Below are 25,669 nucleotides of genomic sequence, written 5' to 3' on the forward strand. Positions count from 1 at the left end.
TCGTATCGTACTGAATTCATGATTAAAAAGTTAGACAAGCTCATTCTTCGCGCATTTGTTGGACCGTTTATCGCCACATTTCTGATCTCCTTATTTGTGTTGGTGATGCAGTTTTTCTGGTTGTGGATCGATGATTTTGTGGGTAAAGGTTTGGATGTGTTTACCATTGCCAAAATGATTGGTTTTGTAGCAGCGACTTGTGTGCCGCTCGCTTTGCCATTATCACTATTGCTTTCCTCTATCATGACTTTTGGTAGTATGGGAGAATCATTCGAATTAGTTGCTATCAAATCTTCAGGTGTTCCATTGACTCGATTCATGCGACCATTGACTGTCGTTACGATTTTATTGAGTTTAGTCGCTTTTTATTTTGCCAATAATCTTATTCCCATAGCCAATCTAAAAATGAATAGAATGCGCTATGATATTGTCAAAACTAAACCTGCATTGGATATAAAAGCGGGCGTTTTTTATGATAAAATGTCTGGTTTTGTTATCAAAATAGGAGAGAAGGATAAAGATAATATGCATATAAGGGATGTAATTATCTTAGAAAAAAATCAGGGTTTGCAAGATAATTTAATGGTTGCCAAAAGTGGATTGATGTCGATGACGCCTGATAAGTCTTCTTTGCAATTTACCCTAAATGATGGTTGGCGCTATGAGGAAGAAGGTCGCAATAACGATCTTAATACGCAATTTACCCGTACAGGTTTTAAGGAATATAAAAAGCTATTTGACCTTTCGACATTTAAAATGACGGAAACCAATGAAGAAGGTTTTAAATCTGATCCGAAGATGTTGACTGTTGGGCAATTGTCTCCTTCTATTGATAGTTTGTACAAATTGGACACATTGCAACAAATAAGACGACGCAATGATTTGACGCCTTATTTCTATTTTGTGCGGTATCAAGATAGTACTTGGGCGAAAGCCAATCCAAAAGCAAAGCTGAAAAAATCTTATTTCAATACTTTAAAAGATACATTTCAACTAGAAGTCGTACAGCGTGTTAATAATTCATTACAGAGTGTAAAATCTAATCTTGATGTTGCGCAAAATGACAATAAATCAGCGCAAGAAACAATTCGAAAATATAAAATTGAATGGCATCGCAAGTTTACCCTTTCCGCGGCGTGTTTGATTTTATTTTTGATCGGAGCTCCATTAGGTTCCATTATTAGAAAAGGAGGATTAGGTGCCCCATTATTATTTGCGATCATATTTTTCGTGATTTTTTACATATTTAATACCGTAGGTGAAAAAATCGCTAAGCAAGGTGTCGTACCTGTATGGGCAGGCATGTGGCTTTCCTCCGCAATTTTGTTACCGGTAGGTATATTTCTAATGGTAAAAGCGCTCAATGATTCTCAGATTTTGGGTAAAGAAGTTTGGTTCAGAATTGGAAAAGCAATCAAAAAAATATTACCTCAAAAGAAAAAAGAGATAGAAGAATAATCATAGATTCTTCAAATTTAATTTTAGATTTGAAAGAGTCGGACTACCTTTGCAGACCTTTCAAATTTACATATCTTGGATAACGCAAAAGAAAATTATCGGATTCAAAAATGGATTTGTGGTCTCGCTGTGGTTTTGTTTTTACTCAAAATCTTGGCGTGGTATGTAACCCATTCTGTAGCTATCTTGGCAGATGCTTTAGAAAGTATTGTCAACGTAGTTGCGGGTTTCATCGGTCTGTATAGTTTGTATGTGGCTGCGAAGCCCAAAGATGTAGATCATCCTTATGGTCATGGAAAAGCGGAATTTGTATCTGCTGCAATGGAAGGTTTGATGATTCTTGCTGCCGGTTGTTTGATTATTTACCATGCAATTATTCATTTTGGCGAACAAAATGCGGTTGAATCTTTGGATAAAGGTTTGATTTTGGTTTTAGCAACCGCGTTACTCAATTATTTCTTGGGATATCGATGGGTAAAACAAGGCGAGAAAAATCATTCATTGGCAATTACTGCTTCTGGTAATCATTTAAAAATAGATGCTTACAGCACATTTGCCGTAATTATTGGGCTAATTTTTATTCTAATTTTTCATCTTTATTGGTTAGATAAAGTCATTGCGCTGGTGATGGGGTGTTTCATTTTGGTAAATGGATATTCTATTTTACGCAAATCGATTGCGGGAATTATGGATGAAGCGGATTTAAATTTGATTAATGAATTAGTTGCAGTATTAAGTTCCAATCGTCAACCTGATTGGATTGATATTCACAATTTGAAAGTGGTAAAATACGGTAGTAAGCTACATATAGATTGTCATTTTACCGTTCCGTATTATCTAACTGTGCAAGAAGCGCACGATGAAATAACTCGTTTGCAGAAATTGGTTGCAGCACATTTTTCTGAAAGTATTGAATTCAATATTCACACAGATCCTTGTCGGGATTGTAGCTGTGCTATTTGTACAAAAACGGAATGTCCTGTACGTAAACATCCATTTGTACGTCAGTTGGAATGGAATTTAAAAGCAATGGTAGATTCCAAACAACATCGTATTAATTAAGCGAATCTTTCATTTCTCCTTATTAATCATTTACATTTGTCCCTCAAATAAGCAATTATTATGGAAGCATGGAAAAAATTTCAGGAGGAAAATCAAGAAAGATTTCTGGAAGAATTGAAAGCACTTTTGAGAATACCAAGTATTAGTTCGAGTACACCCAATAAGCCCGATATGTTGAATGCGGCTGATTTGGTTAAAAAATATTTATTAGACGCCGGTGTTGATAACGCGGAAATTTTTCCTACGGCTGGGCATCCAGTTGTTTATGGTGAAAAAATCGTAGATGTCAATAAGCCAACTGTTTTGGTATATGGTCACTATGATGTGCAACCTGTAGATCCGATTGAATTGTGGCATACAGATCCATTCGAACCCACTGTAAAAGAAGATGGAAATATCTACGGACGTGGTACTGCGGATGATAAGGGACAATTTTTCATGCATGTAAAAGCATTTGAAATCTTATCCAAAACAGACAGCATTCCTTTGAATGTAAAATTCATATTTGAAGGAGAGGAAGAAATAGGTTCTCCACATTTGAAACCATTTTTACAAGAGCATAAAGATCTTTTAAAAGCAGATGTCGTATTGGTAAGTGATACGTCAATGCAATCTTTGGAAAATCCAAGTATTGATGCAGGTGTAAGAGGTTTGGCATATTTGCAAGTAGAAATTACGGGTCCGAATAGAGATTTGCATAGTGGTGTATATGGTGGCGCGGTGGCAAATCCGATCAATATTTTGGCAAAATTAATCGCAGGAATGCATGATGAAAATAATCATATTACGATTCCTGGCTTCTATGACGATGTAGATGAATTGTCTGCAGAGGAAAGAAAAGCGATCAATAAAGCAGATTTTGATCAAGCTGAATATACCAAAGATCTTGGTGTTGGCGATATATATGGCGAAAAAGGCTATACAACAGTGGAGCGTACGGGAATCCGTCCAACAATGGATGTAAATGGTATCTGGGGTGGATTTATGGGTGAAGGTGCGAAAACCGTGTTGCCATCCAAAGCATTTGCAAAAATTAGTTTCCGTTTGGTACCACATCAAAGCAATGAAAAAATTACAGAAATGGTGGTGGCTTATTTGAAAGAAAAAGCACCCGCTTCTGTGGAAATAAAAGTAACCCCAGATCATGGTGGTGATCCTTACGTAACCCCGATTGATAGTGTAGAATATTTGGCTGCGCAAAAAGCAATTGAAGCGACGTTTGGAAAAAGGCCTATTCCTATAAGAGGTGGTGGTTCTATTCCGATTACGGCATTATTTGAGTCCGTTTTGGGATGCAGCACGGTATTATTAGGATTTGGTTTGGATAGTGATAACTTGCATAGTCCCAATGAAAAATATGGTTTGAAGAACTTTTACAAGGGAATTGAAACCATTCCATATTTTCATAAGTATTACGCAGAACTTAAGAAATAATTATTTATTCACATAAATGGGAAATGTGAGGATAAGTATCTGAAAATATAATTTTGATATAAAAATATTTGTACTTACCTTTGCAGTCCTTAAAATTTTTAGCAATGAGCGCAGCAGTAACTTTTGTGCACGAGCAGTTAACAGCAGTAAAAGAATTTCCAAAATTCAAGGCGGGCGATAACGTTACCGTTAATTATAAAATTGTGGAAGGTGGTAAAGAACGTATCCAAAGTTTCCGCGGAGATGTTATCAAAATCCAAGGAAATGGAGCTACTGCAACATTCACTGTTCGTAAAATTTCTGAAGGAATAGGTGTGGAAAGACTTTTCCCATTTGCTTCTCCTAATGTAGATTCTATCGTTTTAAATAAAGTAGGTAAAGTACGTCGTGCTAGATTGTTTTACTTACGTGAACGTAGTGGTAAGAGAGCTAGAATTAAAGAAAAAAGATTCTAATTATTTCTTCTGGAAAACAAAATATTATGGCGGGCCTTATCCTATAAGCTCCGCCTTTTTGTGTTTTTTTAACATTACAAAAGAAATAAATCTTCGGTTTCTTATTTTTAAATATTAATTTCGCAATATAAATTTTTTAGTTATGAGTATGCCAGGCGGATCAGAATGGATTCTGATAATTTTAGCAGTATTAATACTTTTCGGTGGTAGAAAAATTCCTGAATTCATGCGTGGATTAGGTAAAGGTATCCGTGAATTCAACGATGCTAAAGATAATGTACGTCGTGAGATTGAAGAAGGGGCGAAAGAGAAAGATGTAAAAAAAGTGGTTACTACAAATGAAGATGGTAGCGTTACTACAACGACAACTACCACAACCCATTAATTTTTATAACCCCCTAATTGGATACGTTGTTTAGTTTTAATTCCATTGAGGAGTATCAAAAAGATTTATTGCACGGTCAGACTTCATGTATGGAGGCCGTGCAATATTATTTAGATCAAATAGCAAAGAATACGCATCTGAATGCGTTTCTCGAAGTGTATACCGATGAAGCTTTAGATAGAGCAAAATCTTTGGACGAACAAAGAGCTCAATCAGGTATTTCAGGTAAACTACACGGTGTTGTTATTGGACTAAAAGATGTGATTTCGTATAAGAATCACTCCTTAACTGCTTCTTCCAAAATCTTGGAAGGTTACGAGTCGGTCTATGATGCAACTGCTGTTGCACATTTATTACAAGAAGGTGCTATCATAATCGGTAGACAAAATTGTGATGAATTTGCAATGGGAAGTAGCAATGAAAATTCTGCCTATGGCAATGTTCTAAATGCCAAAGATAATTCGCGTGTTCCTGGTGGATCTTCTGGTGGTTCTGCTGTTGCAGTACAAGCTGGACTTTGTATGGTGAGTTTGGGTAGTGACACCGGAGGGTCCGTAAGACAACCTGCAGATTTTTGTGGTATTATCGGTTTTAAACCTAGTTATGGACGCGTGTCGCGCTATGGTTTGATTGCTTACGCTTCTTCCTTTGACCAAATTGGGATATTTGGAAATACGGTTTCTGATGTAGCTAAGGTATTGGAAGTAATTGCTGGTGAAGACGATTTTGATAGTACAGTAAGTAATGAAGCGGTGCCTTCTTTTGAATCATTTAAAGCAAATAAGGATCGCAAATATAAAATAGCTTATTTTGATCAAGCGTTACAAGCATCGGTATTAGATGGCGAAATCAAAGACAATATTTTACAAACCATTGACTCTCTTAAGGAAAGTGGCCATGAAGTAGAAGCGATTGATTTTGACTTTTTAGATTATGTAGTGCCGACCTATTATGTGTTGACCACAGCTGAAGCGTCTAGTAATTTATCTCGTTTTGATGGGGTGAAATATGGACATCGTACGGCTATTCCTAATTTGGATTTGGATACTTTCTACAAAAAATCTCGTTCAGAAGGATTTGGAGCAGAAGTGAAAAATCGCATTATGTTGGGATCATTTGTATTAAGCTCTGGATATTTTGATGCCTATTTTACCAAAGCTCAAAAAGTTAGACGTATTTTATCCGAAAAAACAAAAGCTATTTTCGAAAAATATGATGCTATCATTTTACCAACAGTAACTGCACCTGCATTCAAATTTGGAGAAAAAAGTACAAATCCATTGGAAATGTATCTTTCTGATATATATACTGTATTTGCCAATTTGGTTGGGATTCCTGCCATTTCATTGCCTTTGTACACACATTCCAATGGTATGCCGTTTGGTTTGCAAGTCTTGACGCCGGCAATGCAAGATACTTTGTTGTTGCAATTATCAGATAGCATAATGGAGACTAAAACGCTTAAAGCGTAGGCTTGAAGTGATGAAAAATGTAGTTCAATTAACTTATAACTCATTATTCATAACTTCTATACGGATCTTTAACGTTTGAAAAATAGAAATATATTTACCTTTGTCATAGAATGAAAAAGGTGCGAAATAGAAAAAAAGGACGGGCAAATTATAGTTTAAAGCTAGGTTTTCCAGTCCTTTTTTTCTTGTCATTTACCCAAAAAAATTTCGCACAAGGAAATACTGCTTTTAAAAATCTTTTACCCAAACAAGACTCCATAGTAACGCAAACTGAAAAAATAAAAGCGCCACTAAATCCGCAAGTTCTTGGTTTTAAGAACAATTATGTCAAAAAAGAAGCGCATGAGATGGACAATATGCGCCATTGGGGAAAGCATTATTTTGATATCTATGACAAAATATTTACCCAATATCAATTGCCGCTAGAGTTAAAATATCTTTCTGTGATTGAGAGTAGTTTACAATCGAGTATGCGTTCTTGGGCGGGAGCCGTTGGTCCATGGCAATTGATGTTTGATGAGGCAATGCGATTTGGACTAGTCGTCAATGAAAATCGCGATGATCGTATGGATTTCAACAAAAGTACGGTTGCTGCAGCAAAATTGTTGACCGAATTACATCATCAATTTGGCGATTGGTTATTGGTTATCGCTGCATATAATGCCGGTCCTGGCGCAGTGAGAAAGGCCATTCGAAAATCGGGAAGCGAAGATTTTTGGAAATTGCAATATTATCTACCTCAAGAAACCCGCAACCACGTAAAGAAATTTATCAGTACACATTATTATTTCGAAGGAAGTGGTGGTGTGACGACCATGACCAAAAGCGAATCTAAAAATAGCTTTTACATACAGAAAAAGGAGTCTAAATTGACGCCGCAGGAGTTGAATAATACCACAATTGACTCAATTAGAGGTTTTTATAATAGTACGATTATTACCAAATCAATAGGTGTGAATATGCAATTATTTGACCGTTATAATCCTGGTTTTAATAAGATAGTGAGTAATGGACAACCGTATCCTTTACGTCTGCCTAAAGATAAAATGATAGAATTTTTAAGTAAAAAAGATCAAATATTACAAGATTGTTTTCATCAATTGCTTCATTAATTGGGATGAATGATACCTATATCCGAAATTTTGATTAATCTTTCGGATTGTAATATTTGAAATGCTTTGTCAAATAATTGTGTGGTATCTGGAAATAATTCCACCAATTTATCCAAACTCAAACCTTCATTTCTAATGGCATTTAAGATGGCAAGCATCATTGAATGAACTTCTTTTTCAGTGGAGTTTTGTTTCTTTTTATCCAAACAATTGTCACAAATACCACATGGTTTGGCTGCTGCATCGCCAAAATATTTGGAAATAAATTGCATCCGACAATCTGTGTCTAATTGTATGTATTCCAATAATTTAGCTAAACTATTTTGATAAATTTTCTTTCGATTAAGATAAAATGCATGATCGAAACGTAGATAATCTACATTGGCTCTATTTTGCACAAAATAGACTTGCGGCGTTTCTTTTGTCGGCCAATATTCCAATATTTTGTATCGCTGTAATTGCGCTAATAAATATTGCACTTCCTCTTCTGTTACATGGCAATAGCGTGCAATTTGCTTTGTAAAAACAGAAACTTTAAAGTCAAATATTCCTTCATATAAGCGAAGTAAACAAGACGTAATTCGTTCTAATTCAGGATGCAATTCCAAGAATTCACTTAATTCTTTTCGTTCAATGGTAAAATTTATTTTCGCAGGCAAATAAATACTCTCATTAAATTCCAAGATATTTTGCTGTTCTAATATTTTGAAAATAGCTAAGGTTTGTAAAGGATTTAATTCAAATATTCGGATAAATTCATTCAAATCAAAATCATAAAAACGCTCTTCACCCGAACCAACAGGTATTTGCAAAAAATCGAAAATTTTGCGATAGCAGTCTTTTATAATTTCAAAGTCGGGAAATTTTATAGCGGGCATCTTTTGTAAGTCGACCAAATCGTCGGCATAGTACAACAATACGGCAAAAGCTTTTTGACCATCTCTGCCAGCACGTCCAGCTTCTTGATAATAATTTTCCAAATTATCTGGCGCATCGTGATGAATAACCGTGCGTACATCCGCCTTATCAATACCCATTCCAAAGGCATTGGTACTCACCATAATCCTTGTCTGTCCAGATGTCCAGCGTGCTTGTTTATCATTTTTGGCCTCTTCCGTTAAACCCGCATGATAATATTCGGCATTTATTTTGTTTAGTTGTAGTAGATACGCAATTTCTTGTACGAGTTTTCGCGTCTTACAATACACGATACCCGTACCAGAAATTTTGGTGAGAATTTCTATTATTTTGTTGATTTTACTGTCTACTTTGAATACGCTAAAAGACAGATTTGCTCTTTCAAAAGATTGTTGAAATACTTGATATTGTTTGAATTGTAATTTTTCAATAATATCTTTTTGTACTTCTTGTGTAGCTGAGGCGGTTAATGCAATCATGGGAATTTTTGGAAAAACTTCCCTTAATTGATGTATTAATAAATAGGATGGTCGAAAATCATAACCCCATTGGGAAATGCAATGCGCCTCATCAACGGCAATATAATTGACGTCCAAATCATACAATGTGTCTTTGAATATTTCAGATTGGATACGTTCTGGAGAGAAATAAATAAATTTATAATCTCCAGCTGTAGCTTTTCGCAAAATGGTGCGCAACTCAAAAGGAGAGAGACCGCTGTGAATCGCCACAGATGGAATGCCTTTTTCTTTTAAATGTGCGACTTGATCTTTCATTAATGCAACAAGTGGCGTGACGACCAAACACGTGCCCTCAGACATTAAGTTAGGTACTTGAAAGCAAATAGACTTGCCGCCTCCAGTGGGAAGCAATGCCAAGGTATCATGACCATCAACTAAGGACTGAATGATAACATCCTGAGGCGAACGAAAGGACGTAAAACCCCAAAATTTTTTTAAAATGTCAATAGATGTTACCATGTAAGAAATTAATTATCAAATGCGTATATATTTACAATATTATTTAAAATCAAGAATAAATGCTCGAATTTGAGTCATTTCATAAAAAATTTAAGAAGGAAACCGTCCTTCAAATGGATCAATGGAAATTGGAAGAGGGGATCTATTGGTTAAAAGGAGAGAATGGCGCTGGTAAATCTACTTTTCTGAAATCATTGAGTGGCATTTTCCCGTTTGATGGAGACGTAAAGTTAGATGGGACTTCCCTTCGGAAAAATAAATTAGAGCAACGTCGTTGGTTCAACTATGGAGAAGCGGAACCAACCTATCCCAATTTCCTTACAGGGCAAGAACTATTGTCCTTTGTGGAAGATGTCAAGGATGGTACAAATGAACTTGCTTTTTATTTGACTACCGTATTTCAGATGCAATCCGCTTTGAATGAAAAGGTAGGAACCTACTCGAGCGGCATGAAAAAGAAATTGTCATTGATCTTAACTTTTTGTGGATCTCCGAAATGGATATTGTTGGATGAGCCATTAATCACTTTGGATGTTGCCTCTGTGCAAGTTTTATTGCAAGTAATCGAACAAATGTTTCTCAATGGAACTTCGTTTATAATGACTTCGCATCAGCCATTCACATTAGAAACGGTCCAAACGCAAACTATAGAAATAAAAAATAAAAAGCTTGAATTAATATAATGCACGCAGCTTGGAATCTTTTAAATAAAATTATCGTAATTCCATTTTACAAAAGAAATGGGGGCTGGATGGCTCTTATGATTTTTGTTTTGTTTGGATTGATGCAAAATCCAATTTTGTTTCATAGCCAGATGATGGAATTATTAACCTCTTCGGCTTTGGGGTTTTTGATAGCAACTTTAGTTTGGAGCGTCTATGCATTGAAGTGTTTGTATTTTCAAATGGCGCAATTGAAAAATAAGGAAAATTCGATTTTGTTTGAGCTTGTTGCATTAACTCGGAGACAGCAATATTCGCTTGTTTTATCCATGGAAACGATTCTTTTTCTGCCAGTTATTTTATATGGTAATTGCACAGTGATTTATGGAATTGTGCATGGTCATTATCTAATTCCCATCGTATTGTTCCTTGTTGGATTATTGTTATTTATTGGTCTGAATTGGAAAATCGTACAATTAATTAATACGCAAAATGTTCCAGGTTTTTGGGATAGGTTTCAATTCAAACTTGTAAAAAAACGGGCTTTTTATAGTTTTGGAATAAGTGCTGTGATCACTGAAAAGCCAAAACATTTTTTTCTAGTAAAAATAATTTCTTTATTAATACTTTCTATTCCTTTAATTAGAAATAGCGGAACAACTGAATTAAGTGATTTTCTAATATTTTGGAGTGTAGCAATAGGTACAAATATTGTCGTTTTACATGATCTTTTCATGTTTTACATTAAGGACTTGCCTTGGTTGAAAAATATGCCCATTCATCTTGGGAAGTATTTTATTGTAATGCTACTATCTATCATAGTCATTATTTTGCCTGAGTTGTTATTGTTAGCTGCATATAGACAGTTTTTACCCAACTTGACATTTGTGGAAATTGCCCTATATTCTATTGGGATCAGTTCGATTTTATATATGTTGCAGTGGCAAAAAGGAACAGATCTTTCGGGTTTCTTAACTTTTGCAGCGGTGATTTTGATACTACAATTATTTTTGGCACCATACCATTTGTTTTTATGGCTTGGATTGGTTTTGATTGTTTTTTCTTTTATAGTGTTCCGAAGTTTGTACTATAATTATGAAGTGCAATTTATAGATTCAAAAGAGCAGGATTGATCTGATTTATCGGAAACTTCCAAGCTTTTTCCCAATCTACCATCGCATTAAAAAGAGCTATTTGACTATAATTTGAAATGTCTTGAACGAGTATTTCTTTTGGGTGTAATATGTTTTTTTCAATTAAATATTGTCGTTGCACTCCTTTCAATAAAGGATCTAAAGGTGTGTACCATTTATCACCATCATATAAAGCAATATTCGTAAAACTTGTATCTGTTAAATGATTTTGTTTTACAGCAATAATTTCTGCCTCCGTAGAAATCTTAGATTTTAATTGATTTAATTTACTTCGATCAAAAAATTTGTAAGAATAATTTACCTCGTCAGCATGTATTAAGTATAGTTCGGATATGCTTTTTTGAGTATATTTTTCAGCTTCTACCTGTAAATAATCTTGTCCATAAACTAACCTTATCTTGTAGGAAAGGTCATTTTCGAATCTATAATTTTCGAATTTTTTTTGTAAAATATCTAAAATGTTTGGATAAATAATCGCATTCCAATTTTCTTTTTGTGTAGACAAAAAACGTTGATTATGCCAATTGATTAAAGGCATTTTTCCATTTCTATAGTGTATCGTTTCAATAAATTGGAACATAGATTTTTTGACTGATTTCTTGATATTCTTTTCTAGCATCACTCATTGCTGTGATGCCGCCGCCGCTCTTGAAATAAAGATTTTCATTTTCTTTTTCTAACATCCGAATAATTACACAACTATCCAAATTTTTTCCATCAAATACTCCCCAAACTCCTGTGTAAAACCCTCTCTCAAATTGCTCTACATCTTTTATAATTTTAAGTGTTTTGGGCTTCGGCGCACCACTGATAGAGCCTGCGGGTAATAATTTATCAAAAATATTTCCTGGACTATTTTTATATTCAGATTTTAAAGTGCCTACAATGTGCGAACTCGTTTGGTATACAGCTTTTGTATTCGTTTGGATTTTTTCAAAATATCTAAAATTTTCTACAAATACATCGTCTGCAACCATACTCAGATCATTACGCATCAAGTCGGTAATGATATTGTGTTCTGTAAGCTCTTTTCTATCATTCAAAAGAATCTCTTTGGCATGGGGAACTGTTGCGTCAATCGTTCCCTTCATAGGAAAAGTATGAATTTTCCCCTCTTGGATTTTTATAAATGGTTCGGGTGAAAAATGTACGAATTGATCTTTCCATAGTAGTTTATATTTCGAATTTCCTAATTGGAAAATCTCCTCTAAACTATAATTGGTCTCAACTGGCGTTTTACAACATAGATTTACCAAATAACTATTGCCTTTTAAAATTTCATTTTTTACATGTTGAAATTTTTTCTCATAAATAGAAAATGGTTCTACGTTAAATTTCCACGTTAATTCTTTGGGAAATTGAGTAGCATTTTTGAACGGAAAATTGGGACTGCTGAACAGAATTTCAGTGCGATCTAGGTGATTTAAAGGAATTATTTCTCCCAATTTTTTATCATAGTCCACTATAAAGAAATAGGGAATATTTTGCTCAAAATATTCGTTCATTTGATTAAAAATATTCCCTATTTGATCCATAAATTACCCTTCTACTATTCGAAGTTTAGCATAATTCAACATCAATTTTTTCTCTCCATTTGCGGCAAATGCAATGGTCGCAATAGGATTATGCGATGCGCCATCGACAGATAATACCTTTCCGAATCCGAACTTTTGATGCTCAATAGTTTGTCCTGCTTCTATTAGCGCAGGCGAACTAGCAACAAAATTTACGGTTGGTTGATGTATTTTTTGAACAGGCGTATATTGTTTAGGCGCTTGTGTAGGCAATACGGATTTCTTAGCCGGAGCGGAGAAACCACTATTTACCTTATTGTAGTTCGTACTATCAGCGGAAAAATCGCTTTTCTTCGTATAGGTACGATTCATACGTTCATACGCACTACCCATATTGTTTTGCGGCACGTTGAAATGACCAGCTCCAGAGTAACTATTGTCTACATATTCTGCGGGCATTTCACTAATGAAGCGACTAGGATCATTTTGGGTAACGGTTCCAAATTTATAACGAGAATTTGCATACGTAATCCATAGTTTAGATTTTGCTCTAGTCACCGCTACATAGTAAAGACGACGCTCTTCTTCCAATTCTTCCCGCGTATTGATACTCATTGCACTGGGGAAAATAGACTCTTCCACACCGACTACAAATACCACCGGAAATTCCAAACCTTTGGCCGCATGTATCGTCATTAATTTGACCACATTGTCATTTTCTTCGTCTTTATCGGCATCAGTTAACAAAGTAATTTGTTGCAAATAGGCACCCAATGACATGGCATTTTGGGCATTTCTATTATCCACATTATCTAATAAAATACCGTCTTCGTCGATTTGACTTAAATTTTCTTGATCATCCACCCAACCTTTGATAGAGTTCAGTAATTCTTGTACGTTTTCATAACGCGCCAAACCTTCCGTCGTCTTGTCGTTGAAAAGGTCTTTGACAATATTAGTATGCTTGCCTACTTGAACGGCAACTTCGTGTGCATTTTTATCTCTCAAAAGACTTTGGAAATACTGAATCATCAACACAAATTTGTTGATGGCTTCTAACGCACCAGCTCTGAAACCGTATTGCGCTGCTTTCGTCAAAACTTCCCAAAAGGTAATATTCCCTTCATTAGCAACGATCAACGCTTTTTCTATAGATGTTTTACCAATTCCCCTTACCGGATAGTTAATGATTCTTTTAAGCGCTTCCTCGTCTCGCGTATTGGAAATAACACGTAAATAAGCAATGAAATCCTTAATTTCTTTTCTTTGGTAAAAACTCAAGCCACCAAAGATGCGATATGGAATGCCTCGTCTACGCAAGCTTTCTTCCATTGCACGGCTTTGTGCATTGGTACGATATAGAATCGCAAAATCTCCATGATTGAAATGATTACGTAATTCTTCTTCACTTATCGTGTCTGCAACAAACTTCCCCTCGTCATTGTCCGTCATACTGCGAACTACGCGAATTTTTTCGCCTTCAAGATTGTCGGTCCATAGTTCTTTAGGAATCTGACCTTTATTGATATTAATGACGGTATTGGCAACGTGTAGTATTTTTTTTGTACTACGATAGTTTTGTTCCAATTTGACCACTTTTACGTCGTCATAGTCATTTTTAAATTGTAAAATATTTTCTATAGTTGCTCCACGGAAACTATAAATACTTTGCGCATCGTCACCCACTACGCAAATATTCTCATTTGCGGCAGCGAGTAATTTGGTAATCTGATATTGCACAGGATTGGTATCCTGATACTCATCTATGAGTATATATTTGAATTTATGTTGAAATCTACTTAGTACTTCTGGAAACGTGTTGAGTAGTTCGTACATTTTCAACAATAAATCATCAAAATCCATCGCTCCGTTTTTGAAACAACGAGAAGCATAGGCTTTATATATTTCCGCAATTGCCGGACGAGACGAACGCATGTCTTCTTGTTGCAATTGAAAATCATTTTTATATTCCAAAGGACCAACTAAGGCATTTTTTGCTTGAGAAATTCTACCCAAAACAATATTGGGTTTGTAATGTTTTTCATCCAAATTCATTTCTCTAACCACCGCCTTGATGACACTCTTGCTATCTTCTGAATCATAAATGGTGAAACTATTGGGATAACCCAAGCGATGCGCCTCCGCCCTCAATATACGTGCAAATACACTGTGGAATGTACCTATATAAAGATTGCGCGCTTCATTATTTCCCAATATCTTTTCGATACGCTCTTTCATCTCCGCCGCCGCTTTATTGGTAAATGTCAATGCCAAAATATTAAAAGCATCCACACCTTTTGCCATTAAATGCGCAATTCTAGTTGTCAAAACTTTCGTTTTGCCACTGCCAGCTCCCGCTACGATCATCAACGGACCATCTGTTGTTAATACAGCCTCGCGTTGTTGTTCGTTTAATCCATTTAGATAATCTTGCATAAGGCGTGCAAGTTAAGAATTTTGAAAGAAGCACCGAGGCTATGTGTATAAAAATGGATAAGATTATCTACCAATTTGTTGCTCGATTTCTTTTGTATTCCACTTTTTGAATGTAACTTACTGCGCAAAAATGAATCAATATGTCCGTCAAATTAATTGCTGATAGCGGTGCAACTAAATGTGAATGGTGTCTTTTAGAAGGAAAAAAGAAGAAAAAAATCGATACAATCGGCATTTCTCCTTATTTCTTAACGGATGAACAAATATTAGACGAACTAACAACTAATTTGCTACCCGCTTTGAAGAAAAAAGCAATTGACGAAATCTACTATTACGGTACCGGAATGCTGAATCCCGACAACGTAAAACGTATGAAAAAAGTCCTTAAAAGATTATTTCCAGACGCTACCATCGAGGTAAAAGATGACATGCTTGCAGTTGCCAGAGCGACTTGTGGAGCGGAAAAAGGAATGGCTTGTATTTTGGGGACGGGCTCTAATTCCTGCTATTTCAATGGTAAAAAAATTACTTCCATTCGTACGGGCATTGGTTATATTTTAGGTGATGAAGGCAGTGGTGCTTATTTAGGTAAAAAGGTCTTGCAATATTTTTTATACAAAACTTTTGATGAGGAATTAATGGCAAAATTTCAAGCCAAATTTCAAACTTCTCATTTGGAAATCATTGAAAATGTCTATCGCAAACCTTTACCAAATAAATACATTGCAAGTTTTGCTATTTTTCTAGCAGAAAATCGTGGTCATTATATGATTGAAAACATCATAGAGGACGGTTTAAATGATTTTATTACAGAGCATTTATACAAATTTCAAGAAGCTTGGTCATATCCGATACATTTTTCAGGGAGTGTGGCTTTCGGCTTTAAAGATGTATTGGTGGAACTTTGTCATTCCTATGAATTAAATGTGGGTAGTGTAATCAAAGAACCCATGCCGGGTTTGATTAAGTTTCATTCGTAAGAAGGTATATTTTATTTAAACTAAATCTGATTTTTATAGTCTAAAGGTGAAATTCACCTTTAGCTATTTATGAAAACTAAAATCTTTAACCTTATCGTTGCATTAATTTGCCTCAATATTTCGATTTTTGCGAGGACTGCACTGTCAGATACGACTTTTTTCTATGTAAGTAAAGCGCATCAACTTTGTGCTCCAGATTCTGCATTTTTTGTCATTAAGAAATATAAACTCAATGATAAATTATGGAGTAAAGTAGAAGTTGAAAAAAATAGTGCAGATACCAATTACGAACAACGAGCATCTGATTCTAGTTTCAATATAAAAGAAGATACTTCGTGGTATTATAATCAGAATGAAATTTACGAAGACATTTATAAAAATAATAAGTTACAAAAAGTAAATATTTTAGCTAGATTAGGTCGTCATTTGGAAGGATATGCAATCATGTCATCAAATGGCAAAGATGTAAAGGAACAAAAAGGTTGGGATAAAGAAGGGAATGAAATTCCAAAATATGTATGCCAAAGGGAAGCTAGTTTTAATAATAGCGCTTTTGGAAGTTGGTCTCAGTATTTGACTGCAAATTTAAATAAAGATACTCCCCAAAAATTCGGTGCACCACGCGGTCATGAATATGTAGTAATTGTTCAGTTTTCTGTCGATAAACAAGGTAAGATTATAGGTGTACTTGCCTTAAATAATCCAGGGTTTGGTACGGCAGAGGAAGCAGTGAGAGTAATTAATAGTTCTCCTAATTGGTTGCCCGCAATTCAAAATAACAAACCAGTTATTTACCGCCAAAAACAAAGAATTACTTTTCAAGTTCAATAAAAACTACAAGGTCCGCAATATTGCGGACCTTGTGGTTTTTATTTGTTAATGACATTATACATTTCCTGTACCATCCCATTTTTGGGTTTGTCTAAGACCAATTCCCAAAACATAATTCCACCAAGATGATATTTTTTTACATACTCCGTTTTGGCTTTAACTGAAGCAAGATCATCACCAGATGCAAATAATTTTTTGTCAGCATTATACCAATAAGGGGCTTGTGCTTTTTTATCCCAATAGTATTTCCAACCGTTCGCTGTAGTTAATTTCGTGTCATAATGTTGGAAATCTGCGCCATCCGTTGGTAGTCCTTTTTGGTACAGACCATTTTGAATATTAGGAACATCTTTCCATGTACGCGTGTAAAATGCTGCTCCGATGACTAATTTGTCTGCAGGAATTCCCAGCTTTAATAAATATTGGACTGCATTATCTACGGATTCTTCTTTTGCTTTTGTACTAAACAATGGCGTATGATGCCCGGTAACAGTGGAATATCCATTGACCAAATCATAACTCATAATATTGACATTGTCTACCATGGGCATGATTTTTTTCCATTCTACAGAAGAGTCTAAATAACTCTGAAAGCCACCAGCTGCAAAACTAATTTGATAACTATTGCCCAATGTTTGGCGTAAAGTTTCAATTAAAGACGTAAAATTTGGTTTGTCTGCAGCTTGAAATTTGTGTCCAGGAAATCCTTGAATTGTTGGATATTCCCAATCTAAATCAATCCCATCGGAATGAAAATATTCACTTATTTCTTTCACTGAATTAGCAAAACTTTCTCTGCCATTTGGTGTAGAAAATCCTTCCGAACAAGGTGCACAAGCACTCCAACCACCCATGGATAGTAAGATTTTCAACTTTGGATGCGTCTTTTTTAATTCTACTAAATGCTTGATTGTTGCGGAATCTTTGGCATTTTCAATATGAAATTTATTATTTTTTAAGTGTCCGAATGAGAAAATAATTTCATCCAATTCGTTTACATCGTATTTATCAATGAGATTTTTATCGCCCGTATAATAAGCGATAATTTTTGGCTTTTGCGCCATACTTATTTGCGTAATAGTCATACCTATTGCTGCAAATAATAAATGTTTTAGTTTCATGCGTATCAATTTTTTGCCTTTCAAATATAAACTACAATTGTTAAGGTTCATTGCGTATTCGGATTTATCACAATATTTTAGGAAATTGCAGTATGATTTCTTTTCCTATTTTTTTGGATAATAATGCGACAACCAAGCTAGATCCTTTAGTTTTAGCGGCGATGATGCCCTATTTAACCGACAACTATGGTAATGCTGCAAGTGTGCAACATTCCTATGGTTGGGTGGCGGATGAGGCTGTAAAGATAGCTCGACAAGAAATTGCGACTACAATCAATGCCTTACCTCAAGAGATTGTATTCACTTCCGGAGCTACGGAAAGCGATAATCTGGCATTAAAAGGAGTGTGGGAAGCGTATAAATCTAAAGGAAATCATATTATAACGGTCTCGACAGAGCATAAGGCAGTCTTAGATAGTTGTGCCTACATACAGGCGCATGGTGGCGAAGTGACTTATCTGAATGTAGATGAAAATGGTCAAATAGATTTGGATGATTTACAAAAAAATATAAAGTCAACAACCATACTTATTGCCGTAATGTTTGCCAATAATGAAACTGGCGCATTACAACCCATTGAAAAAATTGGAGAAATCGCTCGCGCAAATAATGTTTTATTTTTCTGTGATGCTACCCAAGCAATAGGCAAAACTAAAATTGATGTTCAAAATTTAAATATAGATTTAATGGCGATGTCCGGACACAAAATTCACGGACCTAAAGGAATCGGTGCGCTATATTTGCGTAGACGTTCGCCTCGTGTAACTATTCTCGAACAAATGAATGGTGGTGATCATGAAAACGGTCGCAGAAGTGGTACCTTGAATGTACCTGGAATTGTAGGTATGGGAAAGGCTTTTTCTTTGGCTATGGATAATTTGGATATGGAAATTAGTCGACTAGAAAATTTGCGTGATGATATAGAAAATTTTATAGTTCAAAATATTCCTAATTGCCATGTTAATGGTAAAAAAAATAGATTGCCTCATGTAACAAATATATCTTTTTTTGAACCCAATAGTAATCAGTTATTAGCTGCGTTTCGCTCTAAATTAGCGGTGTCAGCAGGTAGTGCGTGTACTTCTGCTAAAAATGAACCAAGCTATGTACTTGAAGCGATGGGGTTGGGTGTAGAAGCTGCAAACAGTGCCATTCGAATTTCTTTGAGTAGATTTACTTCGAAGGAAGAAATTGATTTCGCCAAAGCTTTTATAGTAGAAACAGTGAAAGGTTTGCAACTATAATTGATGGTAAATTTCTTCAAAAGGGACGCGATATCTTTCTCCACGAATACCTTCATTACCCATTCGGATACCACAAGGAATGACCATGTTTATGCGAACTTTGCATGGTAATTTTAGTATGTTTTTTACTTTTCGACTATCAAATCCTTCTAATGGACAAGTGTCATATCCCTGTTCGGACATGGCGATCATAAAGGTTTGAGAAGCAAGCGCACAAGACTTTTGGACTACCGCATTCATTTCACTTTCGGTTACTTGATAAACGACACTTCTGAAAGGCGCAAGTAAATAGACAATCATTTTACGTAATAATCCGATCAGCCGAAATCCTCTACTATATAAAAATGGCATGAGCAAATTATAGTATCCATTGGCATCTTTTATACGTTTTTCATGTTTTGCTTTTGGACTATTACGCTCAATATTTTTCTTTTCAAATGCAAAAATCATTTTTGAACGTTTGCGATGTAAATCCTGTCTTGTCACAAATACTACGACTTGATCTGCTGTTTTTACGGAAGATTGATCAAAACATGCGGGTACTAATTTTTGTATTATTTCTTTGTTGGTAATATGATAAAATTCCCATAGTTGCATATTCGAACTATTGGGTGCTAAGGTGGCTAGCTCCAAACAATTCTTGACCTTTTCAATGTCCAAAGATTTTCTTTTATCAAAAAGTCTAACTGAACGACGAAAATTTAAAATTTCTTTTAATGTCATATTTGAAAATAAATAGGTGCAAGATGAAGGATCTTGCACTATAAATATTATTGCACATTATTTTCTAATGCGAGTAAAAAAGCATAATTCAATGCGATGTCTTTCAAGTAATCGAATCTACCAGATGCACCGCCATGTCCAAAATCCATATTGGTGTGCAGCAACAGAACATTGTGATCTGTTTTCAAATCTCGCAATTTCGCTACCCATTTTGCCGGTTCGAAATACTGTACTTGGCTATCATGCAACCCTGTCGTTACAAGCAAATTGGGATAATTTTTCTTTTCTACATTTTCATAAGGGGAATAACTTTTCATATAGTCATAGGCGGGTTTATTTTTCGGATTTCCCCATTCGTCAAACTCATTGGTTGTTAATGGAATGGATTCATCCAACATCGTATTCACTACGTCCACAAACGGCACTTGAGCAATAGCTCCATGAAATAAATTAGGTGCCATATTTACAACAGCCCCCATTAATAAACCACCTGCGCTACCACCTTGCGCATATAAATGTGCTGTATCCGTATATTTTTCTTGAATTAAATATTTCCCACAATCGATGAAGTCCGTAAATGTATTTTTCTTTTTCATTAATTTTCCATCCAAATACCATTGTCTCCCCATCTCTTGTCCACCTCTGATATGTGCAATCGCATAAGCAAATCCTCTATTCAATAAAGATAAGCGCGAACTATTAAACGTAGCATCAATACTATGACCATACGAACCATAAGCATATAGTAGGAGCGGGGCTTTGCCATTTTTTTGAAAATCCCTTTTGTATACTATGGAAATGGGAATAAGTGTACCGTCCGTCGCTTTTGCATACAATCTTTCTGCTGAATAATCATTTGGATTATATCCTCCCAACACCTCTTGAGTTTTGAGTGTAGTTTTCTTTTTGGTAGACATATCATAAGCAAATACACTATTAGGCGTAACTAAAGAAGTGTAGTTGTATCTTAATGTGTCTGAATTGTATTCTATATTGCCCGATGTATATGCCATGTAGTCCGGTTCACCAAAATCGATATAATAGTTTTCATTTGTTTTGAGATTGCGAACATTTAACTGGACCAAACCTTTTTCGCGTTCGTTGATGACTATGAAATTGGCAAATTCATCTATACTTTCTAACAAGACATCAGGACGGTGTGGGATAATTTCTTTCCAATGTTCTTGATAAGTGGAGTCTAGCGAAGTCTCCATCAACTTGAAATTCTCTGCGTTTTGATTTGTTTTTACTAAAAATTTATCCTTTAATGCTACGACGTCGTAAATGACATTTGGTATTCTTTTTTGGAATACTTTAAATGCTTGGTTGGGTTCATTTGCCTTAATAAAATGATATTCTGAACTGACGGTCGCTTCAGATACTATAAAAATATAATCCTCGGATTTACTTCTAAAAACACCAATATAGTTGCTTTTATCTTTTTCATCATAAACAATTTTATCCGCAGTTTTTTCCCCTTTTTTATGGCGTTTTATTTTTTCGGAAAGTAAAGTTTCTGGATTGTTATACGTATAAAATAAAGTCTCATTATCCGCTGCCCATACTGGATCACCACCCGTATTAAGAATGGCGTCCTCTAATATTTTACCCGTTTCTAAATCCTTTATGTGAATGGTATATTGGCGGCGCGAAACAGTATCCACTCCAAATGCCAAATAGCGATTATCGTCGCTAATGTCAAATCCAGTGGCTGCATAATAAGCATGTCCTTTTGCCATTTGATCCACATCCAAAAGAATTTCTTCAGAAGCCTCTAGATTGCCTTTTTTACGACAATATTTAAAATATTGTTGCCCTTCCTCAGTACGAGAGTAGTAATAATAACCATTTTTGAATACAGGGACACTCTCATCTTTTTCTTTAATTCTACTTTTCATTTCCTGAAATAAAGTAGTTTGTAAAGGTTTTGTAGCTGCCATCATGGTATCCAAATAAGCATTTTCTTCTTTAAGATATTGGACAACTTCATTACTATCTGGCCCTTTTTTGAAATAATCAATCATCCAATAATAAGGATCTGCGACAGTATCGCCATGAATTACCCGAATATGTTCTTTTTTCTCTGCAATTGGCGCTTGAACAGCAGGCCATTTATATTGATTTTCGTTCATTGTATTTTCTATTTTGCAACTAGCCAAAAATAACAAGCAATTCACTAACAGCAAGTTATATTTCATTTGTCTTGGTTTTAATTGAAATAATGTGAAATTGACGTTTAAATTAAGACAAATATGCGAATTGGCAGAAAGAGTAAGTAATTTTGTAAGGAATAAATTATGAAGAAGCAAAGTATTTTAATCACGGTTTTGTTGTTTACTTGTTGGGGTAATTACATTTTCGCACAGTATAATGCCAAATCCATACATACTGATTTTGTAAAAAAAGAACGTCGAGAAAAATTTGATAAATATTTATTGAATAATACAATAGAGGAGACTTTTAATGGCGATCTTGATGAAGATACCGAATTTGATTTTGAGTCTTCTTGTCTTTCTGCGATTCAATTTCAGATAAAAAATGAAACGGTTTTAAAGGGTTTGAATAAAATGGTTGCCAACTATAATACGCTTTCTGGATCTACAAAACGAGCTTTATTGTCGGCTATTTATAGTTTGTATCCCAATGATTTTGCAGCGGTTATGCGTTTGTTTTTAAAGACAGAAACCAATCCAAAATTGTTTTCTATTGCGGCTGTATATCTGTATCGTTTGGATGGCTCTATGAATTTTACCCAAAATGTAAAAAATGAAGAACGCAAAATCGGGGGTTATGATACTTTACCGATTTTGCATGAATTGAATAAATATATTTCGAGTCATGATCGCATGACATTTCAACCTCATCCAGCGCTTTTGCAATTATTTGAATGGGAAAAAGGTGGACACATTAAGACCGTTTATTCTTTTCAAAGATGGAATCGTAATTATCCAGGGATGGCAGTTGTTCAATTGGAAGATGGTAGTTTTGCAAGGGATTCTTCGGGTAAATTATTGACGTTCAAGCAATTGGCAAGAGCTGGTACGAATTTACCTTATTTCATAACTAATGGCAATACGCCGCAAGGTATTTTTAGCATCAATGGTACGGGTATTTCTCGTAATTTGATTATCGGACCGACACCTAATTTGCAAACTATATTGCCTTTCGAAATGGAATCTCAGTTCTGGTTCAGAGGTTATGATAGTACGGAAGCTCCTTTGGATAACTATAAAAATCTATTGCCCGGTTCCTGGCAAAATTATAGTCCAATATTCGAATCTTTTTATGCAGGGAAATGTGGCCGTAGTGAGATAATAGCACATGGTGTAACAATCGATCCTAAATATTTCAAAAATGAACCTTTTTATCCTTTAGCACCTACGGATGGCTGCCTCTGTGCACCAGAACTGTGGAATGAAGAGGATGGAACTTTAGATCAGAGCGAACAATTACGTTTGGTAAATACATTTAACAGAACACCTGAAAGACGCGGTTTCTTATTTGTAATTAATCTAAATAATGCATCGAAAGCCGTGACTTCTGAAGAAGTTGAATTACTCGTAAATCAATTTGAAAATAGCCAAAAATAAAAATGAGAAAGAATTATTTCTTTCTCATTTGTTGTAAGGAAGCGCGCATATCTTTGGGTAGTGGCGCTTCTAATGCATAGTTTTTACCATCCAATTCAAAATTTAATTTGTAGGAGTGGAGTGCCAGTCGACTAAGTATCGGCTTCTCATCCTCTTCTAGTTTGGATAGTTTATAATTCTTTCTGATAGAAGATACTTTCAGTGGTTGACCATCTCCATATAGTTCATCACATACCAAAGAATGTCCCAAATACTTAGTATGAACTCTGATCTGGTGGGTTCTTCCCGTATGAATTCTAAACTCCACTAAAGAATATAATGGAAATTTTTCAACTGTTTCATAGTCTGTAATGGATTCCTTTCCTTTACTATGAACAATCATAATGCTGGTCTTTTCTTTACTTTCCATGATCGCAGCGTTTACGGTCCCGCTTTCTGGATAAATCGTACCATTTACCAAACCTAAATATCGCTTGTCCATATCATGCGAAAGAAAAAGTGCAGATAATTTTTTATGCGTATCTGCATCTTTGGCAAATATGATTAAGCCACTAGTTGGTCGGTCAATACGATGTACTACAAAAATATTTTCATGATCTTTTTGCAGTATGGCTTTTAAGGATGGTTGTACATTCGCACGATCTGGAATGCTCAACATTCCAGAAGGTTTATTTACAGCGATGATTTTCTCATCTTCAAATACAATATCTAACTTCATATAATGCGATCCTACTATTTAGTCGTTTTCTTTTCTTTTGCGTTCTCTTTTGACTATAGGTTTAGAGGAATCTGCTTTTTTGGGAATTCTCGCTCTTTGCTTTTTTTCTCCACCTTCTGATGCTTCTATTCCTTTTTCCTTTTTAGGCATTTTGCCATAAGATGGATTTGTTTTTTTGGAAGTTCTCGCACTTTGCTTTTTTTCTGCGCTTCCTGATTCGTCTATTCCTTTTTCCTTTTTAGGCATTTTGCCAAAAGATGAATTCGTTTTTTTAGGGGTTCTAACCTTTGACTTTTTGTCTACTCCTTCATCATCGTCGTCATCTTTCGGTTTTTTGACAAAAGATTGATTCAAAAATTTCAATTGACGCACTTCTTTTTCAGAAAGAAAACGCCAATGTCCACGTTCTACATTTTTCTTAGTCAAATTGGCAAACATGACTCTGTCCAATGCCTTAACTTCATAACCTAAATATTCGAAAATACGACGTACGATTCTGTTTCTACCACTATGGATCTCAATACCGACCAAGCTTTTGTCTTTTGGATCTACGTAACCAACACTATCCGCTTGTATCAATCCGTCTTCCAATGTGATACCATTGATGATTGCTTCTGCATCTTTTTTAGTTAAATCTTTATCCAATTTAACTTCATAGATTTTCTTAACGCCGAATTTTGGGTGCGTTAATTTTTGCGCCATATCTCCATCATTAGTCAATAGCAAAACACCTGTGGTATTTCTATCTAGACGGCCGATAGGGTAGATACGTTCTTCGGTTACATTTTTTACCAAATCATAAACGGTGCGGCGACCTTGAGGATCGCTCACTGTAGTCAAATGATCTTTTGGCTTATTGATCAATATGTAAACTAGATTTTTTTGTAAAAAAATCTTTTTCCCTTTTACAGAAATATTGTCTTCACTAGATACTTTGAATCCTGGAGTGGTAACAACTTCGTTATTCACCTTAACTACACCTTCTTTGATAATATCTGCCGCTTCACGTCGTCCACAGACGCCGCTATGTGCCAAATATTTATTCAAAGGCATTTCTCCTTTTTCCTTATTTTCAATAATAGCTGGTGCAAAAGATTTCGTGATATTTCTCTTCATGAAATGTTTGGTATTGCCATACTTTTCTTTGTGAGAAAGTTTTGTTTCGCCTTCTGCTGCTTCATCTTTTCCCTTTTTCAATCTGAAATTAGGAATGTTTGTCGCATTTTGTGAAGAAAAATTATCTTTCGTAACCTTACGATAATTTTCATTATTTCTTTGGCGTGCAGCATTACCTTTGGCCTTTAATTCAGCCTTCGCCGCACGTTTCTCTTGCTTAAATTTTTCTTTCTTTTTTGCTCCGGAAAGTTCTTTGTTGATAAACTTATCAAATCCTTTTGCTCCCATTTGGATACTTGTTTTA

General features: G+C 35.2%; 22 protein-coding genes. 13 read left to right on the forward strand and 9 right to left on the reverse strand.

Features of this window, described 5'->3' with window-relative positions:
- Positions 1–18: 18 nt before the first annotated feature.
- From E0W69_RS02920 to E0W69_RS02950, 7 genes are all read left to right on the forward strand, one after another.
- A complete protein-coding gene (locus tag E0W69_RS02920) occupies positions 19–1,458 on the forward strand; it encodes an LptF/LptG family permease (RefSeq protein WP_131328549.1) in 1,440 nt (479 codons plus the stop codon).
- Between the two features lie 75 nt (positions 1,459–1,533).
- Positions 1,534–2,520, forward strand: coding sequence for a cation diffusion facilitator family transporter (locus E0W69_RS02925; protein WP_131328550.1), 987 nt, complete (start codon positions 1,534–1,536; stop codon positions 2,518–2,520).
- A 60-nt stretch (positions 2,521–2,580) separates the two neighbouring features.
- A complete protein-coding gene (locus E0W69_RS02930) occupies positions 2,581–3,954 on the forward strand; it encodes a dipeptidase (protein ID WP_131328551.1) in 1,374 nt (457 codons plus the stop codon).
- Positions 3,955–4,058: 104 nt separating this feature from the next.
- Positions 4,059–4,409, forward strand: coding sequence for a 50S ribosomal protein L19 (gene rplS, locus E0W69_RS02935; RefSeq protein WP_131328552.1), 351 nt, complete (start codon positions 4,059–4,061; stop codon positions 4,407–4,409).
- 142 nt (positions 4,410–4,551) lie between these two features.
- Positions 4,552–4,794, forward strand: coding sequence for a Sec-independent protein translocase subunit TatA/TatB (locus E0W69_RS02940; RefSeq protein WP_225321369.1), 243 nt, complete (start codon positions 4,552–4,554; stop codon positions 4,792–4,794).
- 17 nt (positions 4,795–4,811) lie between these two features.
- The gene (gatA, locus tag E0W69_RS02945) at positions 4,812–6,266 is read left to right on the forward strand and encodes an Asp-tRNA(Asn)/Glu-tRNA(Gln) amidotransferase subunit GatA (protein WP_225321370.1); all 1,455 of its coding nucleotides are present in this window, start codon (positions 4,812–4,814) and stop codon (positions 6,264–6,266) included.
- Between the two features lie 119 nt (positions 6,267–6,385).
- Positions 6,386–7,378, forward strand: coding sequence for a lytic transglycosylase domain-containing protein (locus E0W69_RS02950; RefSeq protein ID WP_191967950.1), 993 nt, complete (start codon positions 6,386–6,388; stop codon positions 7,376–7,378).
- Here the strand turns inward: E0W69_RS02950 and E0W69_RS02955 are convergent.
- Positions 7,375–9,276 (reverse strand): RecQ family ATP-dependent DNA helicase, encoded by a 1,902-nt coding sequence (locus tag E0W69_RS02955; RefSeq protein ID WP_131328554.1) that lies wholly within the window; start codon positions 9,274–9,276, stop codon positions 7,375–7,377. The two genes, E0W69_RS02950 and E0W69_RS02955, sit on opposite strands and share 4 nt — an antisense overlap.
- Positions 9,277–9,335: 59 nt before the next feature.
- Between E0W69_RS02955 and E0W69_RS02960 the strand changes: the two genes are divergently transcribed.
- Together E0W69_RS02960 and E0W69_RS02965 are read left to right on the forward strand one after the other, a co-directional pair.
- Positions 9,336–9,959 (forward strand): ABC transporter ATP-binding protein, encoded by a 624-nt coding sequence (locus E0W69_RS02960; RefSeq protein WP_131328555.1) that lies wholly within the window; start codon positions 9,336–9,338, stop codon positions 9,957–9,959.
- Positions 9,959–11,071 carry a hypothetical protein gene (locus tag E0W69_RS02965; protein ID WP_131328556.1) on the forward strand — a complete coding sequence of 371 codons (1,113 nt, stop codon included), beginning with the start codon at positions 9,959–9,961 and terminating at the stop codon, positions 11,069–11,071. The genes E0W69_RS02960 and E0W69_RS02965 overlap by 1 nt, the downstream gene beginning before the upstream one ends.
- On the opposite strand, the gene E0W69_RS02970 is transcribed toward E0W69_RS02965, so the two are convergent.
- From E0W69_RS02970 to E0W69_RS02980, 3 genes are read right to left on the reverse strand one after another with little or no spacing between them, the layout of a single operon-like run.
- Entirely contained in the window at positions 11,046–11,672 is a 627-nt protein-coding gene (locus E0W69_RS02970; protein ID WP_191967951.1) for an aminotransferase class IV, read from the reverse strand. The genes E0W69_RS02965 and E0W69_RS02970 overlap by 26 nt on opposite strands.
- Positions 11,656–12,627, reverse strand: a complete 972-nt coding sequence (locus tag E0W69_RS02975) for an aminodeoxychorismate synthase component I (protein ID WP_225321371.1) — start codon at positions 12,625–12,627, stop codon at positions 11,656–11,658. Before E0W69_RS02975 ends, E0W69_RS02970 begins: the two co-directional genes overlap by 17 nt.
- A gap of 3 nt (positions 12,628–12,630) precedes the next feature.
- Positions 12,631–15,042, reverse strand: coding sequence for an ATP-dependent helicase (locus E0W69_RS02980; RefSeq protein WP_131328558.1), 2,412 nt, complete (start codon positions 15,040–15,042; stop codon positions 12,631–12,633).
- A gap of 140 nt (positions 15,043–15,182) precedes the next feature.
- Here E0W69_RS02980 and E0W69_RS02985 point away from each other — a divergent pair, with 140 nt between their 5' ends.
- The gene (locus E0W69_RS02985; RefSeq protein ID WP_131328559.1) at positions 15,183–16,022 is read left to right on the forward strand and encodes an N-acetylglucosamine kinase; all 840 of its coding nucleotides are present in this window, start codon (positions 15,183–15,185) and stop codon (positions 16,020–16,022) included.
- Between the two features lie 69 nt (positions 16,023–16,091).
- Complete coding sequence (locus tag E0W69_RS02990; protein WP_131328560.1) at positions 16,092–16,853, forward strand: energy transducer TonB; 762 nt, start codon at positions 16,092–16,094, stop codon at positions 16,851–16,853.
- A gap of 38 nt (positions 16,854–16,891) precedes the next feature.
- On the opposite strand, the gene E0W69_RS02995 is transcribed toward E0W69_RS02990, so the two are convergent.
- Positions 16,892–17,974: a glycoside hydrolase family 18 protein gene (locus tag E0W69_RS02995; protein ID WP_131328561.1), complete on the reverse strand. Its 1,083-nt coding sequence runs from the start codon at positions 17,972–17,974 to the stop codon at positions 16,892–16,894.
- Positions 17,975–18,066: 92 nt separating this feature from the next.
- Here E0W69_RS02995 and E0W69_RS03000 point away from each other — a divergent pair, with 92 nt between their 5' ends.
- Positions 18,067–19,218, forward strand: coding sequence for a cysteine desulfurase family protein (locus tag E0W69_RS03000; protein ID WP_131328562.1), 1,152 nt, complete (start codon positions 18,067–18,069; stop codon positions 19,216–19,218).
- On the opposite strand, the gene E0W69_RS03005 is transcribed toward E0W69_RS03000, so the two are convergent.
- Positions 19,213–19,941 carry a nitroreductase family protein gene (locus E0W69_RS03005; RefSeq protein ID WP_131328563.1) on the reverse strand — a complete coding sequence of 243 codons (729 nt, stop codon included), beginning with the start codon at positions 19,939–19,941 and terminating at the stop codon, positions 19,213–19,215. The two genes, E0W69_RS03000 and E0W69_RS03005, sit on opposite strands and share 6 nt — an antisense overlap.
- A 47-nt stretch (positions 19,942–19,988) precedes the next feature.
- Positions 19,989–22,073 carry a S9 family peptidase gene (locus E0W69_RS03010; protein WP_225321372.1) on the reverse strand — a complete coding sequence of 695 codons (2,085 nt, stop codon included), beginning with the start codon at positions 22,071–22,073 and terminating at the stop codon, positions 19,989–19,991.
- A 165-nt stretch (positions 22,074–22,238) separates the two neighbouring features.
- Between E0W69_RS03010 and E0W69_RS03015 the strand changes: the two genes are divergently transcribed.
- On the forward strand, positions 22,239–23,531 hold the full coding sequence (locus E0W69_RS03015; RefSeq protein WP_131328565.1) for a hypothetical protein: 1,293 nt from the start codon (positions 22,239–22,241) through the stop codon (positions 23,529–23,531).
- Positions 23,532–23,544: 13 nt separating this feature from the next.
- Here the strand turns inward: E0W69_RS03015 and E0W69_RS03020 are convergent, their stop codons facing one another.
- Complete coding sequence (locus E0W69_RS03020; RefSeq protein ID WP_131328566.1) at positions 23,545–24,249, reverse strand: RluA family pseudouridine synthase; 705 nt, start codon at positions 24,247–24,249, stop codon at positions 23,545–23,547.
- Positions 24,250–24,267: 18 nt separating this feature from the next.
- Complete coding sequence (locus tag E0W69_RS03025; RefSeq protein WP_131328567.1) at positions 24,268–25,653, reverse strand: pseudouridine synthase; 1,386 nt, start codon at positions 25,651–25,653, stop codon at positions 24,268–24,270.
- Positions 25,654–25,669 lie beyond the last annotated feature (16 nt).

This window comes from Rhizosphaericola mali (assembly GCF_004337365.2).
GTDB lineage: Bacteria > Bacteroidota > Bacteroidia > Chitinophagales > Chitinophagaceae > Rhizosphaericola > Rhizosphaericola mali.